General features: G+C 43.0%; 17 protein-coding genes. 11 read left to right on the top strand and 6 right to left on the bottom strand.

Translation table 11 applies throughout. From position 1 onward, the window contains the following. The first annotated feature begins 143 nt into the window (after positions 1–143). Positions 144–326: a hypothetical protein gene (locus BN1765_RS19970; protein ID WP_147554158.1), complete on the top strand. Its 183-nt coding sequence runs from the start codon at positions 144–146 to the stop codon at positions 324–326. A 186-nt stretch (positions 327–512) separates the two neighbouring features. Here BN1765_RS19970 and BN1765_RS05920 read toward each other — a convergent pair whose 3' ends face one another. From BN1765_RS05920 to BN1765_RS05930, 3 genes are all read right to left on the bottom strand, one after another. Then, positions 513–1,040: a tryptophan transporter gene (locus BN1765_RS05920; RefSeq protein WP_050614238.1), complete on the bottom strand. Its 528-nt coding sequence runs from the start codon at positions 1,038–1,040 to the stop codon at positions 513–515. 92 nt (positions 1,041–1,132) lie between these two features. Next, positions 1,133–2,245 carry a 3-phosphoserine/phosphohydroxythreonine transaminase gene (gene serC / locus BN1765_RS05925; protein ID WP_050614239.1) on the bottom strand — a complete coding sequence of 371 codons (1,113 nt, stop codon included), beginning with the start codon at positions 2,243–2,245 and terminating at the stop codon, positions 1,133–1,135. A 158-nt stretch (positions 2,246–2,403) separates the two neighbouring features. Further along, positions 2,404–2,823 carry an HIT family protein gene (locus tag BN1765_RS05930; RefSeq protein WP_050614240.1) on the bottom strand — a complete coding sequence of 140 codons (420 nt, stop codon included), beginning with the start codon at positions 2,821–2,823 and terminating at the stop codon, positions 2,404–2,406. 632 nt (positions 2,824–3,455) lie between these two features. Between BN1765_RS05930 and BN1765_RS05935 the strand changes: the two genes are divergently transcribed. The 3 genes from BN1765_RS05935 (at position 3,456) to BN1765_RS05945 (ending at position 6,248) form a co-directional block, all read left to right on the top strand. Further along, positions 3,456–4,199 (top strand): ABC transporter ATP-binding protein, encoded by a 744-nt coding sequence (locus BN1765_RS05935; RefSeq protein ID WP_050614241.1) that lies wholly within the window; start codon positions 3,456–3,458, stop codon positions 4,197–4,199. Further along, positions 4,192–5,415: an ABC transporter permease gene (locus BN1765_RS05940; protein ID WP_050614242.1), complete on the top strand. Its 1,224-nt coding sequence runs from the start codon at positions 4,192–4,194 to the stop codon at positions 5,413–5,415. Before BN1765_RS05935 ends, BN1765_RS05940 begins: the two co-directional genes overlap by 8 nt. A 152-nt stretch (positions 5,416–5,567) precedes the next feature. Then, the gene (locus tag BN1765_RS05945) at positions 5,568–6,248 is read left to right on the top strand and encodes a phosphatase PAP2 family protein (protein WP_050614243.1); all 681 of its coding nucleotides are present in this window, start codon (positions 5,568–5,570) and stop codon (positions 6,246–6,248) included. A gap of 66 nt (positions 6,249–6,314) precedes the next feature. On the opposite strand, the gene BN1765_RS05950 is transcribed toward BN1765_RS05945, so the two are convergent. Then, the gene (locus BN1765_RS05950) at positions 6,315–7,703 is read right to left on the bottom strand and encodes a hypothetical protein (protein WP_050614244.1); all 1,389 of its coding nucleotides are present in this window, start codon (positions 7,701–7,703) and stop codon (positions 6,315–6,317) included. A gap of 97 nt (positions 7,704–7,800) precedes the next feature. Continuing rightward, complete coding sequence (locus BN1765_RS05955) at positions 7,801–8,310, bottom strand: antibiotic biosynthesis monooxygenase family protein (protein WP_050614245.1); 510 nt, start codon at positions 8,308–8,310, stop codon at positions 7,801–7,803. 283 nt (positions 8,311–8,593) lie between these two features. On the opposite strand from BN1765_RS05955, the gene hemE reads away from it, so the two are divergent. The 5 genes from hemE to BN1765_RS05980 all read left to right on the top strand — a co-directional run bounded on the left by hemE (position 8,594) and on the right by BN1765_RS05980 (position 14,406). Continuing rightward, positions 8,594–9,628 (top strand): uroporphyrinogen decarboxylase, encoded by a 1,035-nt coding sequence (gene hemE / locus BN1765_RS05960; protein ID WP_050614246.1) that lies wholly within the window; start codon positions 8,594–8,596, stop codon positions 9,626–9,628. A gap of 342 nt (positions 9,629–9,970) precedes the next feature. Further along, positions 9,971–10,903, top strand: a complete 933-nt coding sequence (gene hemH / locus BN1765_RS05965) for a ferrochelatase (RefSeq protein ID WP_050614247.1) — start codon at positions 9,971–9,973, stop codon at positions 10,901–10,903. A gap of 92 nt (positions 10,904–10,995) precedes the next feature. Further along, the gene (locus BN1765_RS05970) at positions 10,996–11,148 is read left to right on the top strand and encodes a hypothetical protein (protein ID WP_154666078.1); all 153 of its coding nucleotides are present in this window, start codon (positions 10,996–10,998) and stop codon (positions 11,146–11,148) included. A gap of 107 nt (positions 11,149–11,255) precedes the next feature. After that, positions 11,256–11,825 (top strand): TetR/AcrR family transcriptional regulator, encoded by a 570-nt coding sequence (locus BN1765_RS05975; RefSeq protein ID WP_050614249.1) that lies wholly within the window; start codon positions 11,256–11,258, stop codon positions 11,823–11,825. A gap of 199 nt (positions 11,826–12,024) precedes the next feature. Further along, positions 12,025–14,406: a YhgE/Pip domain-containing protein gene (locus BN1765_RS05980; RefSeq protein WP_050614250.1), complete on the top strand. Its 2,382-nt coding sequence runs from the start codon at positions 12,025–12,027 to the stop codon at positions 14,404–14,406. A 227-nt stretch (positions 14,407–14,633) separates the two neighbouring features. Here the strand turns inward: BN1765_RS05980 and yhfH are convergent, their stop codons facing one another. Continuing rightward, on the bottom strand, positions 14,634–14,762 hold the full coding sequence (gene yhfH / locus BN1765_RS19280; protein ID WP_069202997.1) for a protein YhfH: 129 nt from the start codon (positions 14,760–14,762) through the stop codon (positions 14,634–14,636). Between the two features lie 233 nt (positions 14,763–14,995). Between yhfH and BN1765_RS05985 the strand changes: the two genes are divergently transcribed. Beyond that, complete coding sequence (locus BN1765_RS05985) at positions 14,996–15,985, top strand: lipoate--protein ligase (RefSeq protein WP_050614251.1); 990 nt, start codon at positions 14,996–14,998, stop codon at positions 15,983–15,985. Between the two features lie 441 nt (positions 15,986–16,426). Next, a complete protein-coding gene (locus BN1765_RS05990; protein ID WP_050614252.1) occupies positions 16,427–17,971 on the top strand; it encodes a fatty acid--CoA ligase family protein in 1,545 nt (514 codons plus the stop codon). Positions 17,972–18,011: the final 40 nt, after the last annotated feature.

The raw sequence follows: 18,011 nt of genomic DNA on the forward strand, positions 1-18,011 counted from the left end.
ACTTAAGCTGATTGAACCATGAAACTTGGCCCCCTATTCTTTCTTTTCTCGGCATTTACTCCCGGTTTGGGGAATACATGTGTTATAGGTGCAGATTGTCCATAACGCTTTTTTGGGAAATGCAAAGGGGGATGATGGTAAGAATGGTGTATATTGCATTCGGTATGATGCTCATATGTATGGCGTTGGCCGGATTTCATGCGGCACTTTCATTCAACGCAGGCGTTTTTCCTTCCAAATACAGCTTACGGCGCAAGGCTTTGTTGTTTTTAGGAGTGGCGGTATTGTGCTTTTTGCTGGGTTTGATTTTTACCATGTGGCAATAAAAGAAGATAGGATGGGCGGAAAGTATAAAAGGCAAAAGAGAGGGACTGCATATGTTGATGCAGTCCCTTTTCTCGTGCCTTACTGGCGCTAAGGCTCCCGCTTTAATGCGGGAGTAAAGATGAAGAAGCGAACCAGCTCCAGTAAGAATCCGATTGGTGTAGATTAGAATCTCTACCGATCAAATTTTATTTGATTGTTTGTACTTGTATATGTGATTTTCGTAGAATTCCACTGACAATTGGATACATAATGACAATGGCAATGGTATTCAAAGCCATTGCAGGCAATACGACTGCCCCAATCAATCCGAGGAAAGGGCCGGGCAGGCCGACGATTACATAGGCTGTTCCTAAAAATACCAGTCCAGAGACCAATGTTCCAACTGCTGTAATCATCCCTAGTGTCACGATGGAATAGTGCATTTTCTTAATAATCAAGGCCATTCCGAAGAATACGAATGCTGTAACGATTTTATCTACAGGGTTTGCATAGGCGCCTCCTGGAAAACCGGAAGTGAGCGCTGAAATGATCCCTGTTGTGATTCCAAGCAATACAACATTCTTGATTTGTGGAAAAAGAAGTATACCGAGAAACATCATGGTTAGCATCATATCCGGTTTCATTCCGAAGAAGATAGGGGGTATGACTGCATGCAGGATGGCTCCGATTCCGACAAAAAGGGCAAGTGAAACTAAAGTCTTTGTGTTATTCATATTCAATTCTCTCCTCTGCTAAACTCAGCTCTTTTATTGGGTTCCTCCAGCAGTGCTCTCGTGCCTGCTGCGAAAAACTTACTGGTATTATATCATTTTGCCTGTTCATTTAGAAGTAATTTGGCGGTTGAATGGTGGAATTGTTCCATGAAACGCGTCAACTCTTGGCAATGTTCGTAGGGAACTGCATTGTAAGTTGAAGCCCTGCAGCCTCCTACCGAACGGTGGCCAGCCAATCCGACAAAACCGGCTGCCTCCGCTTGTTTAAGGAATTGTTCCGTCAGTTCTTGTGTAGGCAAGGTAAAAGTGATATTCATCTTGGACCGGTAACCGGCATCGGCATGTCCTTGATAAAAACCATCGCTTCCATCGATAGCATCATAGATTAATTTTGCTTTTTCCTCGTTTTTTTGCTGGATAGCCGGGATGCCACCTTGCTCTTTAGTCCATTGGAGGACAAGCAACAGCATGTAAATCGCAAAGGTAGGCGGTGTATTATACAATGATCGGGCTTTGCTGTGTGTACTGTACTGCATCATAACCGGGAGATTGTCTAAATGGCTGTTTATAAGGTCTTTACGGATTATGACGACTGTGACGCCGGAGGGGCCAAGGTTTTTTTGGGCACCGGCATAAATGAGGCCAAATTGTTTCACATCAATCACTTTGCTTAACAAGTCGCTGCTCATATCAGCCACTAAAGGAATATCGCTTGTTTTTGGAAAATCATGCCACTGCGTTCCGTAAATAGTGTTATTGCTGGTGATATGGAGATAGGCACAATTTTCGCTGTACGCAAGCTGTCCGCTGGCAGGAATCGTTCTGTAGCCACTTTCCTTTGCAGATGCCGCTACAGAAACGGAACCGATTTTTTTGGCTTCAGCTAAGGCTTTCTCTGACCAAACACCGGTGAGGACATAGGAGGCGGTTTTTCCCTCCGCAAGCAGGTTCATGGGTACCATTGAAAATTGCAAGCTGGCTCCGCCTTGCAGGAATAACACCTCATATTCATCTGGAATATCCAGCAACTCCCTTAATAAGGATTGTGCTTGCTGGTGGATATCGCTGTACAACCGGCTTCTATGGCTTAATTCTAGGACACTCATGCCGGAATTCTGAAAGTTGAGCCATTCAGTATTTGCTTTTTGCAGGACGGCTTCCGGCAGCGCGGCTGGACCAGCATTGAAATTGTATGCACGTTTCATTCTTTGTTCCTCCTTACTGTAGTCACGGGGTAAATTCCCTTAATAGTAGCAAAAAACATTTAAAAAAGACATAATTTTTAAAAAATTTCAAAAAATCTTTGCTATATGGTCATGGCATGTGTAAAAACGGCCGATAATCAAACCGGCCGTTTTTCTTTTTACAGATGTTGATGGATGGAATCAGCAATTTGGCATAAATCTTCTTTTGTATAATCGCTGGTATGAGTTTTCCATACAGCACCGAAGCCATCGCCTTCTCCATAGCGCGGCAATAAATGAATGTGGAAATGGAATACCGATTGGCCAGCTGCTTCGCCGTTATTATTAAGGACATTCATGCCGATTGGATTGAATTCCGTTTTGATGGCATTGGCGATCTTCGGTACTGCAGCAAAGACGTGGCCAGCAATTTCAGGTGTTAATTCATAGACGTTTTTCTTATGTACTTTTGGTATGACTAATGTATGGCCTTTTGTTACTTGGCTAAGGTCCAGAAACGCTAGGACATGCTCATCTTCATACACTTTTGAACAAGGGATATCCCCATTAATGATTCCACAGAAAACACAATCAGACATAATAACCGTTCCTTTCAAACCTGTATTTTTAAATAAATTGCGGGATTCATTTGTTATTTTATCACAGAATGGCTCGAGTCTACATGGACATTAAAACAGGATGCACTTGTGATAGTGCACCCTGTCTCTTTGAGGAAGGAATCAACTTTTTTTCGTCAACTTTGCTAATAGATCTCTGCCGCAGACACCTCATTTATCATGTAGTGTATTCAGTGAGAAGCTTCAACGTCCAATGCAACCATCTCCTATTTGTTGTCACATGAAATGCTTTCAACGTCTAAAGCGATAGGATGCCTTTCACACACACCTCATTTCAATTGTTGAAATCGGCAAGCGTGCTCATTTATGAACGATCCGCCTGATACAAGAGAACCATCTCATTGCATCTTAGGAAAGTTGTTGGGATCGACATTTGCGTCTTTTTCAGACACCTCATTTCATTGGATGAAATGGCGGGTAAACATCAATTACGAAAGTCATCCCTTCCTCACTAATTATGATAACCAGATTTCCGATTTCTATAACAAAAACTTTTGGTTATTTTTGGATTGAAGAAAGGCCACAGTGTATATGGACAAGAAAATTTGATAAAATCAAATTAATAGCGTGTACATATAGAAAGGATTTGAATTATGGCACTACTGGAAATTGAAGGTCTATCAGGCGGGTACACCAAAAACCTGGTACTGAATAATGTGAGTTTTAATGTGGATAGAGGAGAATTGGTAGGACTGATCGGTTTGAACGGAGCAGGTAAAAGCACAACCATCAAGCATATAATTGGCACAATGGAACCTAAAAAGGGGACCATCTCCATTAATGGGATGACAGCCGATCAAAATCTGGAGAATTATCGCAAGCAGTTCACCTATGTTCCGGAAATGCCGGTTTTATATGATGAATTAACATTGGAGGAGCATCTGAAGCTGACAGCCATGGCATATGGATTGCCGGAAGGGGAATATGAAAGCCGCAAGCAAAAGCTGTTGAAAGAATTCAGAATGGAAAAGAGGCTGAAATGGTTTCCTGCCCATTTTTCCAAAGGGATGAAGCAAAAAGTCATGATTATGTGTGCGTTTCTTATCCAACCATCTTTATACATTGTGGATGAACCTTTTGTTGGATTGGATCCCCTTGGCATCCAGTCGCTTCTCAATATGATGGGGGATATGAAGAAAAGCGGGGCTGGGATTTTGATGTCGACACATATTCTTGCCACTGCCGAACGCTATTGCGACTCTTTTATTATTCTTCATAACGGCCAGATTCGCGCCAAGGGTACGCTTGAGGATCTGCGGAGAGAATTCGCTATGCCTCAGGCGACACTGGATGATTTGTATATTGAACTGACGAAAGAAGAAGACAGCCATGAATAGCAGCGTATTATGGAAAGAACGTTTCGGCATTTTTGTGCAGGAGTTGCAGAAATATCTGCGCTATATTTTCAATGGCCATTTATTATTTGTGCTGATCATCGGTCTTGGCGGGCTGGCCTACTATTACAGCGAGTGGGTCAAATCTTTAGACGAGGGCTTCCCGGCTGCCCTGTTGCTCTCCATCATAATAGCTTTTCCATTGACGAATAGCCCTGTTCATACTTTATTGAAGGAACCAGACATGTTTTTCTTGCTGCCGGTCGAAACACGGCTTCAGCCTTATTTCAAGAAAAGTATCAACTTTAGCCTGGTATTGCAATCGTACATTCTCCTTTTGTTCCTTGCTGCGGGCATGCCTATGTATGCCGCCGTGGAAAAAGGAAGTTTTTCAGATTTCTTTTGGATTTTAATCCTGCTGATTGTGGTCAAATACGTCAATTTGCGCATCAAATGGTCCGTTTTGAAGTTTGAGGAACGATCCACTCATTTGATGGACAGCCTGATCCGCTATTGTATTAACGGTGCTTTGTTGTATGTAACCTTCTCTAAAGGGAGCCTCCTTTTTATGGCGATTGTCCTTATGATTTTGACGGCAATCTGGCTTTATTACGAAAATGCCGTAAAATCAAAGCGGCTTCGTTGGGAGCATTTGATTTCCCTGGAGAGTAAAAGGATGATGGCGTTCTATCGGTTTGCCAATTTATTCACCGATGTGCCGAAACTAAAACAGAAACCGGCACGACGTAAATGGATGGATCCGATTCTGAAAATGGTGTCCTATAAACAAAAAAATGCTTATATGTATTTATACGTCCGCACGTTTGCACGTAGTAGCGATTTTTTAGGCTTAGTGGCAAGGTTGACTGTCATCGGCCTTCTTATTGAGCTATCGCTCGACACACTGTTGCCACAGATGATTACAGCTGGCCTTATTGTTTATTTGACTGGCATTCAATTAATGGCAATCCGCAAACAGCATGAAAATTTGATATGGCACGATTTGTATCCGGTCGCAGAGACGGTAAAGGATGCTTCTATCCTAAAGCTTTTGAACGCCGTAATGGCCGTGCAGATTGTTATTTTTGCTGCCATTGGGCTAATCACGAATAGCGCTATTGCTGCAATCGCAATTGTGGCCGTTTCTTTGGCCGTTGTCTTGCTATTGCAAGGAACCTATCGAAAATTGGTCAAAGTCAGTAAAGCCAAATGGGATTAAACCGATTAAAGGATGTCTATAGTGAAGGCATCCTTTTTTGGTCGAGATGATTTTTAGTCCGCCTTTTGGGACAAAATGTCATAGTCCGCTATCTTGGTCATATATGTATACAAAGATGTTCGAATATTACAGGCTGCGGGAGGTGGCTGCTTTTGAAGAAAGGTCAAAAAGTCTTGGCTGGCCCGAAAACGTATTGGACAGCAGGTTTCATCCTTGTTTTGTTTGTCATTTATCTATTTTTTATGTATGGAATCAATGCGGGGCTGGCATTCTCATGGGAAAAACCGATCCAGGCCTATTTTCAAAGCTGGGACCACGGGAATTGGCATGTATTCTTTGTCTATTGGACAGAATTGGGGTCAACATGGATGACGAGATTGGCAGCCGCCATGCTGGTAATTTGGCTAGTTTGGAAAAAACGGGATTTTATCGGAGGGATTGCTTGTGTCGTCCTTGTCTTAGCTAATGAGCAATTGAATCATTTTATGAAAAATCTTGTTGCCCGGGAAAGGCCGATGGTTGATCCTGCTATCGATGCTTATGGCTATAGCTTTCCGAGTGGACATGCTATGGCTTCGATTGTTACGTACGGAGTTATTGCCTACTTCTTAGCGAAATATGCTGATCGTAAACAGCAAAGATGGTTGATTTGGTTAGGCGCCTTGGTGCTGATCGTATCCATCGGTATAAGCAGGGTTGTGCTAAGTGCGCATTTTCCAACGGATATTATAGCGGGTTATTGTCTGGGGCTTTCATTTTTGCTTTTGGTGTTGGCAACTTATGATTCTTTCGTTCCACCAAAAGCGGACAATCCGGAGAAAGAACTTGAATAAGGCCATTTGCCAATATAGGAAAGGCGTGCTGCGAATCGCTGCACGCCTTTCCTATTTGTTTAATTATTATAAGAGGAACATGGCAACGATTGTGGTGATAGCCAAACCAATACAAACGGGAATAAGGTTTCGCCTGGCTAATTCAAACGGATCTACATTACAAATCGCAGCTGCCGGTATAAGTGCCCAGGGGATGATTGTGCCGCCGCCCACCCAGATGGCTGCAATCTGGCCCAGGGCGGTCAAGGTAGCAACTCCTGAAGAGAGGGTGTGGGCAAATAAGTGAGCAACTGAACCTGCAAGAGAAATGCCGGAGAATCCGGAACCGTCCAACCCAGTAATAGCGCCGACGACTGTCAGTGTCCCGGCTGCAATACCTTTATTTAATGGCACGGCATCTGCCAACGCTTGCCCTAAGTCATTCACAATTCCTTGTGAACCATTCGGAAGAACGTCGCCGATCATTTTCACAAATCCCGCATCCCCCAAATAAAAGAATGCGGCAATAGGGATGACCGGGCCGAATACTTTAAATCCAAACTGGAAGCCATCAATAAAGTAAGAAGTTATTTTTTCAAGGCCGTTGGATTTATGGGCGAACATGGTCAAGGCAAGCAGAATAAAAATGGCTGTTCCGCCGACAATAGCTGTGGCTTCCCCTCCCTGCAGCCCCAACGTAAACATGGCGATTATATCGAGGATGAACAATAAAGGAATGAGGATAGCGAAAATCCTTTTTTGTAACGTAGAAAGCAATAATTGTTTTTCGGGTTGAGGTGGGATGGGTTTTAAAGAAGAGGTAGATAGTTTGTTTGCGGCCATGTCACGTTTCAGCATCCAAAAGGCAATAATGGTCGTTACAGCACCCATAATAATGACTAGTGGTATGCTCGCTGATATAACATCGCTGGCAGGGATTCCTGCCGCATCTCCGGTGATTTTAGGGGCCGCCTGAATGACGAAGTCGCCTGAGAGGGCAATCCCGTGCCCAAATAAGTTCATCGCCATAGCTGCCCCTATTGCGGGAAGGCCAACTCTTAGCGCAGCGGGGAGGAGCACTGCTCCCAAAAGGGCGACTGCGGGTGATGGCCAGAAAAACCAGGAAGTGACCATCATGACAAGACCGATTGTCCAAAAGGCTAGAGCAGGGGTTTTCATCACGCGTGTGAATGGCCTAGCCATCACATCATTAATACCCGTATCGCTGAGAACCTTGCCCATGGAAACAATGATTGAAATGATCAGAATGGTAGGTAGAAGCTCGGAAATGGCGTAAACAAAACTATTGAATACGCCGCTTATGCTGCCTGCAAAGCTGTGCGTCGAAACAAATGCGATGGCGAACAGGCCGATTATACAAATGAGGGTGGTATCTTTCCTCATTACCATGAACCCGATTATTCCCAGGATGAAAATCACGTAAAGCCAATGGATGAGAGACAATTCAACGCCCAAAAAAATTCCTCCTTCTATCTGTGCAGGCATAGGCATTTTCCTAAAATGCTTACTACAGAATATGAAAGAGGGCGCATATGGTGATGCAGCTCTGGGATTATTGTTTTTCAGTCAAAACATAATACTTATTCAATATGGCTCTGCCTGAAAATAAACTTTGGGGATTGACGAGCAAGCTTTTCTCTTTAGGATCTTCAACTCCAAGGAATTCTTTCGTTGACTGCCAATCGTTGAAGGCGCTTTCTTCAGTCCATTGTGTTAGAATAATATAGGTTTCAGACTTGATAGGACGGAGAATTCGGCTGGCGACAAAACCGGGCTGGCGTGAGGCTTTCAATTCATTGGACTTGCTTGTATGCTCGAATGTTGTACGGTCTTCTTCTGTTACTGGGACACTGTTCATGGCTATGAAGCCATTTTGGCGAAGTTCCCCGATTGATTCAACCACTTCATATTTGCGCGGTTCTTTAAAAATGCTTTTTCCTTCCGTTTCCTGGATGAGCAATGCTGAAGGGCCGCCTTGAAGCATAATAAGGTTCAAATCAGGATGTTTCTTTTTCATGGTGTCCAAGAAATCATAGGTACCGGACGTAATATACATATTCATTTTCGTTCTCCTCCATCATCATATAATCCTTGCTTATGTTTGAATAGTGTAACTAAAAAGAAAAACGACTATTTTTCGACAATTACTTCAGTTATCTATACATTGCTAGTAGAAAAGGATATATTGTTTTATATTTACATATTACCCTTTCGTGGATATAGCATGCAAAAATCGAATGAAATCTATAAAATAAACGATTGTTGCGGGTGTTCCGCATGGTGATGCACAACCGCAACAATGTCAGTTTCAGATATACAAATGGGATACAAAGGGAGATGACTAAATGACTTCAACATTCAACGATACATTGTTAAAAGCGGCAAAAGGAGAAAAGACAGATTATGTTCCAGTCTGGTATATGCGCCAGGCCGGAAGATCGCAGCCCGAATACCGCAAGATAAAAGAAAAATATTCTTTGTTTGAAATAACCCATCAGCCCGAACTGTGCGCTTATGTGACCCGGCTTCCGGTCGAAAATTATGGGGTGGATGCAGCCATCCTCTATAAAGATATTATGTCGCCGCTGCCAGCCATTGGTGTCGAGGTGGAAATCAAGTCTGGGATCGGGCCAGTTATATCAAACCCGATCCGTTCACTGAAAGATGTTGAAAATCTCGGAGAAATCAACCCTGAGGAAGATGTGCCTTATGTACTGGATACGATTAGCCTGTTGACGAAGGAACAGTTAAATGTCCCATTAATCGGTTTTTCCGGTGCGCCGTTTACACTTGCTTCCTATATGATCGAAGGCGGCCCATCCAAAAACTATAATAAAACGAAAGCTTTTATGTATGCAGAACCTAAAGCGTGGTTTTCATTGATGGATAAGCTGGCTGAAATGGTGGTTACATATGTGAAATCACAGATTAAAGCTGGAGCCACAGCCATCCAGATATTCGACTCTTGGGTAGGGGCACTGAATGTCGAGGACTACCGTGTATTTATTAAGCCGGTCATGCAGCGTATTTTCAGCAGCCTTCGCGAAGAGCAGGTCCCATTGATTATGTTTGGCGTCGGCGCTAGCCATCTGGCAATGGAATGGAATGATTTACCACTGGATGTTGTCGGGCTGGATTGGAGGCTTCCAATCAGCCAGGCCAGGGAAATGGGCATCCATAAGACCGTTCAGGGCAATTTAGACCCGGCAATTCTTCTCGCTCCTTGGGACGTCATAGAAGAACGGACAAAGGCTATTTTGGATCAGGGAATGAAGGATCCGGGTTATATTTTTAACCTTGGCCATGGAGTATTTCCGGAAGTTAATCCCGATACACTTAAGCGATTAACAGATCTTATTCATTCGTATTCAGCTAAATAAAGAGAAACGATGATTGGTGGGAGTGTTTATTCATTTTCACCGATCATTAGTGAATCAACCCAAGTTCTTATGATCGTCCGATCTCCATGCTTACATTTCTTCACTTTCACTTCCGTGGAATGTAATCTTAGGGCCGGTAAGAACGGGATAAAGAAGATGCCGTGGCGCATTTGAGCTTAATAATTGAACGGAAGGGACACAGTAAGGCACAATTGATTTATAGGGGTCTGTTATTCGTTTGATTGCTTCTAAATAGCGGATCTTGGGTTCTTGCCCGGCTAAAGCCAAGCTAGTGCCCAGGAGGCGGACACAGACCAAGTCGATGGTAAAGGTGGATGTAGGATGAAAAAAAAGATGGGCTTACTTGTGATGGCATATGGAACCCCGTATAAAGAAGAAGATATAGAGCGTTATTATACTGATATTAGACACGGCAGAAAGCCGACACCCGAAATGCTGGAGGATTTGCAGCGGAGATATAAAGCAATAGGCGGAATCTCCCCGCTTGCAGTTATAACAGAGGCTCAGGCGAAAGGGCTTGAGGAGCATCTAAATGCCGTTCAAGATGAAGTGGAATTCAAGGCATACCTAGGTTTGAAACATATTGAGCCGTTCATCGAAGATGCAGTGGACCAAATGAAAGCGGATGGGATTGAGCAAGCTGTCAGCATCGTCCTTGCCCCGCATTTCTCAACGTTCAGTGTAAAATCATATAATGGACGGGCATTGGCTCAATCCGAAAAAATCGGCGGGCCGAAAATCACTTGTGTGGAAAGCTGGTATGACGAACCAAAATTTATACAGTATTGGGTAGATCGGATGAATGAAACAGTCGATAGCATGACGGACGAAGAGAAAGAGAACTATGTCCTCATAATATCAGCCCATAGCCTTCCTGAAAAAATCTTGTTACAAAACGATCCTTATCCGGATCAATTACGTGAAACGGCTGAAATGATTGTCAAAGGGGCAGGAGTGAAAAACTGGGCCTTAGGTTGGCAAAGCGCCGGTAATACTCCAGACCCATGGTTAGGGCCGGATGTTCAGGATCTGACGCGGGAATTATACGAAAAAAACCATTATCAGGCATTTGTCTATATCCCAGTCGGATTTGTGGCAGAGCATCTGGAGGTCCTCTATGATAATGATTACGAATGTAAGGTGATCACAGAGGAGTTGGGCGTTTCTTACTACCGCCCAAAAATGCCTAATAGCCAGCCCCAGTTTATAGATGCTGTATCTGATGTTATCCTCAAAAAACTAAATATGAAATAAAATTAAAAACAGATCAAGAAGCTATTCCTGACCAGTCAAGGGATAGCTTCTTGTTCATTTCATTTGATTTTTTAAGAAAGAAGGAACATAAATTGTTGGTTAATGGACATCATGAGAATGGGACACCTAAGAAAAAAAGAGCCATATGGCATCGTATCGCCGAAGAAATTGGCACTGTTTTGCTGTATCTGATCGGTTTTTCATTGGTTATTGCAGCCGTATATTTTATATTTGTGTGGCTATAATCATCTTGCAATTAAATAAGGGCTGTGATATAGTACTTTTTGTACTTTGTGACCGGATTCGTCAATCGGTCACACACGTGATACTACATATATGTTGAGGTGATGAAATGGCTATTGATCGCAAACAGCTGATTCTGGCTGCTGCCACAAAATCTTTTACCTTATTTGGATACAAAGCGACAACAATGGAGCAGGTGGCAAAACTTGCGAACGTCGGAAAAGGTACGATTTATAACTTCTTCACGAATAAAGAGCAGCTTTTTAAGGAAATCGTCCAATCATTGATTCAAGAGATCAAGCAAACGGCAGAAGAAAGCATGGACCCAGACCACAGCTTCCAGGAAAATGTTCAGGCAGCGTTGAATGAAATTTTGGAATTCCGGACAAAGCATCAGTTTATGATGAAGCTCCTTGAAGAAGAAAAAGAAATCGGAACCCCTGCAGTGGCAGAGATGGTGAATGAGATTGAACAAGCGATTGTGGCTTACATCAAAGAAAAAGTAATCGACGCCAATCAAGAGGGCCTGGAAATAAGTAATCCAGAACTTGCAGCCTTCCTTATGTATAAAACGTACAAAACATTAATATTTGATTGGGAAAAACATCACAAACCGTTACAGAAAGAAGAAATAGCGACATTATTCCAGAATTTTGTCGAGAAAGGGTTACTGATTTAGTCTAGTAATCCTCATTTTTTACTTTTATATGACTAAATGAATATATTGGTCATATTTCCAAAGTAAGAAAAATAAAAAAGAAAAGACCCTTACAACTATTTAAAATTTATGTGTGCTCATATAAACATGTTGTAAGAGGCGTTTTTTTGGAATGAAATGACCGATTTTTCAAATGGATCATAATTTTAGGAGGAATAAAATGAAGGGGAAATCATTTATAGGAGAATGGAAGTCGATCTTTACGAATAAATCGCTTCTTATTCCTATCATTGCTGTAATGCTGATACCAGTGCTTTACGCTGGAATGTTCCTGTATGCTTTTTGGGACCCTTATGACAGACTGAGTGAATTGCCTGTTGTTATCGTCAATGAGGATCAAGGTGCAACATTCGAAAATGAAAAAATGAAGCTTGGGGATAAACTGGCGGATAACCTGCATGAAAATAAACAATTCAAATTTGTCAATAAACCCAAACAGCAGGCCTATCAGGATTTGAATGACCAGAAATATTATATGCTAGTTGAGATTCCGGAGAATTTCTCTAAGAATGCCACCACCATCCTGGATGAAGAGCCAAAAAAATTGGAATTGAAGTATGTGCCGAATGAAGCGTATAACTTCTTATCCGCCCAAATCGGCGATACAGCCATGGAGAAAATAAAGGCAGCAGTTTCTGAAGAGATTACTAAAACCTATTCGGAAACAGTGTTTGATAAAGTCAAGACAATGGCAGACGGTTATCAAAATGCCAGCAAAAACGCCAATACATTGTATGACGGCGTTTCGAAAGTGAATGACGGAACTAAAACGATCAAAGAAAAACTCGAATTGCTAGCTTCTAAGCAGATTGAATTCAAGAGCGGAATTGACCAAGTCTACGATGGCTTGATTGCGGCCGGCAAAGGGTCTCAATCGCTGAATAACGGCCTTGTTCAATTGAGCAGAGCGCATGGCCAACTTGAAAACGGCACTGTTGAAGTGAAGCAAGGGATTGATACACTTGCTTCAAAAAGCGGCCAACTTATCGGCGGGATAAACCAAGCTGCTGACGGAAGCCAGAAAGTATCTTCCGGCCTGCAAGAAGCATCGTCTAAATCAAAAGAATTGGCTGTTGGAGCTAATCAGGTTAAAGATGGTGTGGCACAGTTGGCAGGTAAAACGCCTGCATTGGCGTCTGGAGCCAACAATCTTTCTCAAGGTGCAGAAGGAGTCAGCCAAGGAGCTTCAGGGCTTTCTGAGGGAGCTGCCAAATTGCAAGCAGGTATCCAGAAGTTGAATGAGAACCTTGCACCGGTTCTAGCTTCATTGCCGCCAGATGCCCAGCAAGCACTGAAAAGCTCTCTATCCGAGCTTCAACAGGGCAGCGGCCAATTAGCTGCTAAAAGTGGCGAGCTGGCTACTGGAGCAGGAAAACTAGCCAGTGGAGCCAATGAGCTGAAAGCAGGAGCTAATCAGTTGAACGCCGGAGCGACACAGCTGAAAGATGGAGCCGTCAAAGTCAGCAATGGCGCCGGAGCATTATCATCTGGTCTTGGCGAGCTTAATAATGGTAGCCAGACATTAAACAATGGCCTAGGCCAATTGGCGGCAGGAAGTGGCCAATTGAAAGATGGAATCGGCCAACTGCAGAACGGCCAGAATAAAGTTGTAGCTGGTATGCAGCAATATGGGCAAAAATTCAATGAGGCTGTAAAAGGTTCACAAGACCTCAACAGCGGATTAACCAAATTGACCGGCGGTGCTACACAGCTGGCAGACGGATCCGGCCAATTGGCGAATGGCACCAATCAGTTGTCTGCTGGAGCGAAAGAGCTTCAGGATGGCACAGTCAAAGTGGAAGACGGCACGAAACAGTTCAAGGATGAGCTTGGAAAAGCCGCCGATGAGAGTTCGAAGGTAAATGCGGATGATAAAACGTATGATATGATGTCAAAACCAGTGGAAGTCGATAAAAAAGCGGTCGATCCAGTACCAAACTACGGCACAGGTTTTGCACCATACTTCCTTTCACTCGGATTGTTTGTCGGGGCATTGATGCTGTCGATCGTCTTCCCATTATTTGAGCCAGCTGTACAGCCGAAAAACGGTTTTACCTGGTTCCTGAGCAAGTTTGGTGTATTGGCGATTGTCGGAGTGCTCCAAGCGCTCATCGCGGATGCCATTATGCTTCTTCTTTTGGGGATCGATGTGCAGAGTGTTCCATTATTCATCCTGTTCTCGATTGTCACCAGCTTAGTGTTCATGACATTGATCCAATTCTTTGTCACTACGCTCGGAAACCCGGGGCGTTTTATAGCCATTTTGCTATTGATTTTCCAATTGACAACAAGTGCAGGAACTTTCCCGTTAGAATTGCTACCAAAATCCCTGCAAATCTTCAATCCATTCTTGCCAATGACTTACACGGTAAGAGGATACAAGACGGTGATTTCAAGTGGTGACTACAGCTATATGTGGCAGAACATCGGTGTTTTGGCGATCTTTATCGCTGTCTTCATAATCGGAACGATTGGCTACTTTATCTTTAAACATAAGAGAAGATACAGCGGTATTACTTCCGAAAATACAGTAGAAGCTTAAAAGACGAAAGAAGGCCGGTCAGCGGGCAATTGCCTGATGGACCGGCTTTTTTGTATTAAAACAAAAAAAGGCCAGCCGTTGTGTTGGCTGGTCAAATCAAGATGTCAGGGAACATCTTCGCGTTATATACATCAGTCAGGGAATGCATACACAGGGAGCATGAGCCAGAAATTTGGCTCCATAAGTATAAAAACAAACGTTAATGCGTTTTGTTTAACCCGCTTAGGTCAGGCAAGCGTATTGCATTGATCGCAGGTATTTCCATAACACTCATGCTGTTCTTCAATGGCTTTTCCGCATTCTGTACATTTTTTTGGCGGTAAATTTTTAAAGAACTCAACACTGCTTTGAATCATTGTCATTACCTCCGTTTTAATTTTTAGAATAAATAATTTTCTTGTTTGTTATATTGTATTATAACAGTACCGATAATGTCAATGATTGTTTTATAACAAATAAAATCGATTAAAATGCCTATACAACTGGTTTTCATCTGGGCGTGGAAGTTGTAGAAAAGCGTGAAATGTTATTATAATAAAGAACAGTGGGATGAAAGAGAACGTATTACACTAGCTTTGGAGGAATATAGATGCTTTTTATTGATAATAAAGGGATTACAGACCCGCGCGTGAATTTAGCGATTGAAGAGTATGCGCTTAAGAACTTAGGAGAAGAGGATTCTTATCTGCTGTTCTATATCAACGAACCTTCCATCATTATCGGGAAAAACCAGAATACAATTGAAGAAATCAATACTGAATATGTGGAAAGCCACGGCATTAAAGTAGTCCGCCGATTATCAGGCGGCGGTGCCGTCTATCATGATCTCGGTAATTTGAATTTCAGTTTTATCACGAAGGATGACGGCAATAGCTTTCACAATTTCAGCAAGTTCACGGAACCCGTCGTCCAGGCGCTTGCCAAAATGGGTGTCCATGCAGAACTAAGCGGCCGGAATGATATTCAGGTAGATGGGCGGAAGATATCTGGAAATGCCCAATTCTCTACGAAAGGGAAAATGTTCAGCCATGGTACCTTAATGCTGGATTCAGAAATTGAGAATGTGGTTTCAGCATTGAAGGTGCGGAAAGATAAGATTGAGTCAAAAGGGATTAAATCGATCCGCAGCCGAGTTGCGAATATTTCTGAATTCCTGGAAGAACCGATGAGCATCGAAGAATTCAAACAGGTATTGCTTAAGAATATCTTTGAAGGGTATGATTCCATACCGGAATATGTTCTGACAGAAGAAGACTGGAAAAACATCCACAAATTATCCAAGGAGCGCTATCAATCCTGGGATTGGAATTACGGTAAATCGCCAAGCTTTAATATCCAGAACAGCAAGCGTTTTCCGGTAGGACTGATTGAATTCCGGCTGCATGTAAAAAAGGGGATCATCCAGGAATGCAAAATCTTCGGCGATTTCTTTGGTGTCGGCGATGTAAAGGAAATCGAACAGTTGCTTGTTGGTGTACAATATGAGAAAGCATCTATCACGGCAGCTCTTGAAAAGGTGGATGTGAAGCATTACTTCGGCAATGTAACCAATGAGGAGATTGTCCAGTTGATTTACTGATAAGCAGGTAAAAGGAAAAGAAAAAGGGCAGAGAATATATTCTCTGTCTTTTTTACAATGGAAAAAAAACAGAGCATGCAATTTTTGACAGAATTTTGAAAGCAGTCATACTTATGGGTTGATGGATAATTTTTCATTGTATATAATAGGAAGTAACGGAAAATGAGTGACTGTTCATTCATTGCGTGAGGGGTTTCCTTATGGAAATGCATTGAAGAGAAGTCAGCCTAGTTACAGACATTTGGACTTTTATTCCGTTGCATTCAATTCATTGAACACTTATCCCAAAAGGGTGAGTGTGTATCTTCATTGATTTAGCACAGCTTCGATCATGAGCCATTCAGAGCCAGATGCCCGAGCTTATGTGCGGACATTATGAACATTTTACATATGAGGCTCCTTATGGCGAGTAATCGCAAGCGTACATGGGGGAGGAATAGTATGAATTTATCATCTCAGCTTCACCAGACGGCTCTGGATAATAGGGATAAAGCTGCGTTTTATTTTATGGACCAACATAAGACGTATGCTGAACTGGATGCAGCCGTCACTATGTTTGCCAGTGGATTAACGAAACTCGGCATTGCAAAGGGAGACCATATTGCGCTGATTACCGGCAACTCTCCGCATTTCTTGATTGGCTTCTTTGGGGCATTGCGCGCTGGGGCAACAGTGATCCCCATCAATCCAATCTATACAGCTGATGAAATTTCCTTCATTCTTATGAACGGGGATGTGAAGGCTGTTATTACATTGGATGTGCTGGCACCGCTTATGGAAGGCATACATAAGCATTTAACCACAGTAGAACATTATATTTTATGCGAAACTGGAAAAGCACCTGAGCACTTTGATGCTAGCAAATTAGGCATCTATCCAAAACTACATGGCTTTGATACAGTGCTGGGCATGGGCAACCTGCAATTCGATGAACCTGAATTGGATCTGGATGATGTAGCGGTTATTCTCTACACGTCCGGAACGACCGGTAAGCCAAAAGGAGCCATGCTTACACACCATAATCTGTACCGTAATGCCAAGGATGTCGGGGATTATCTGAAAATCAATTCCGATGACCGTGTCATTACAACTCTGCCGATGTTCCATGTATTTTGTTTGACGGTATGCATGAACGCACCATTGATGTCGGGCGGAACGATTATTATCATTCCTAAGTTCAGTCCGAAAGAGATTTACCGTGTAGCGAAAGCGTATGAAGCTACCATCTTTGCAGGAGTTCCAACGATGTATAACTTCTTGCTGCAATACAATGGAGACACGGATGACTTTAAATCGCTTCGCTTGTGCATTTCTGGAGGCGCTTCCATGCCAGTTGCATTGCTGAAGGCTTTCGAGCAGAAATTTAATGTCATTATTTCTGAAGGTTACGGTTTATCTGAAGCCTCGCCGGTTACCTGCTTCAATCCACTGGACCGTCCCCGAAAAGCCGGATCGATCGGTACGTCTATTCTGAATGTAAAGAATAAAGTGGTCGACGAAATGGGCGAAGAGCTTCCGGTAGGGGCAGTCGGCGAATTGGTCGTACAAGGTTCCAATGTCATGAAGGGCTATTATAAAATGCCGGAAGAAACTGCCGCAGCGATTAAAGACGGATGGCTGTACACAGGCGATTTGGCGCGCATGGATGAAGACGGATATTTATACATCGTCGACCGGAAAAAAGACTTAATTATTGTAGGCGGTTACAATGTTTATCCGCGTGAAGTGGAAGAAGTATTATTTTCACATCCTGGCATCGTAGAAGCGGCTGTTCTTGGCGTTCCTGATCCAGACCAGGGAGAAGCTGTCCATGCTTTTATCGTACGCAGTGACGATTCGTTAACCGAACAGCAAGTGTTGGCATATTGCAAGGAGCATTTGGCTAAATACAAATGGCCGACGATGATTGAATTTCTGGAGGAACTACCGAAGAATACCACCGGTAAGATTCTTCGCCGGGCATTGAAGGAAATCGTGACAAAGTAAGAAGAATAAAACCAACCGCGCCGGCGGCTGGTTTTTTCTG

Origin of the sequence: Bacillus testis, assembly GCF_001243895.1 — a bacterium.
GTDB classification, from domain to species: domain Bacteria; phylum Bacillota; class Bacilli; order Bacillales; family DSM-1321; genus Bacillus_AD; species Bacillus_AD testis.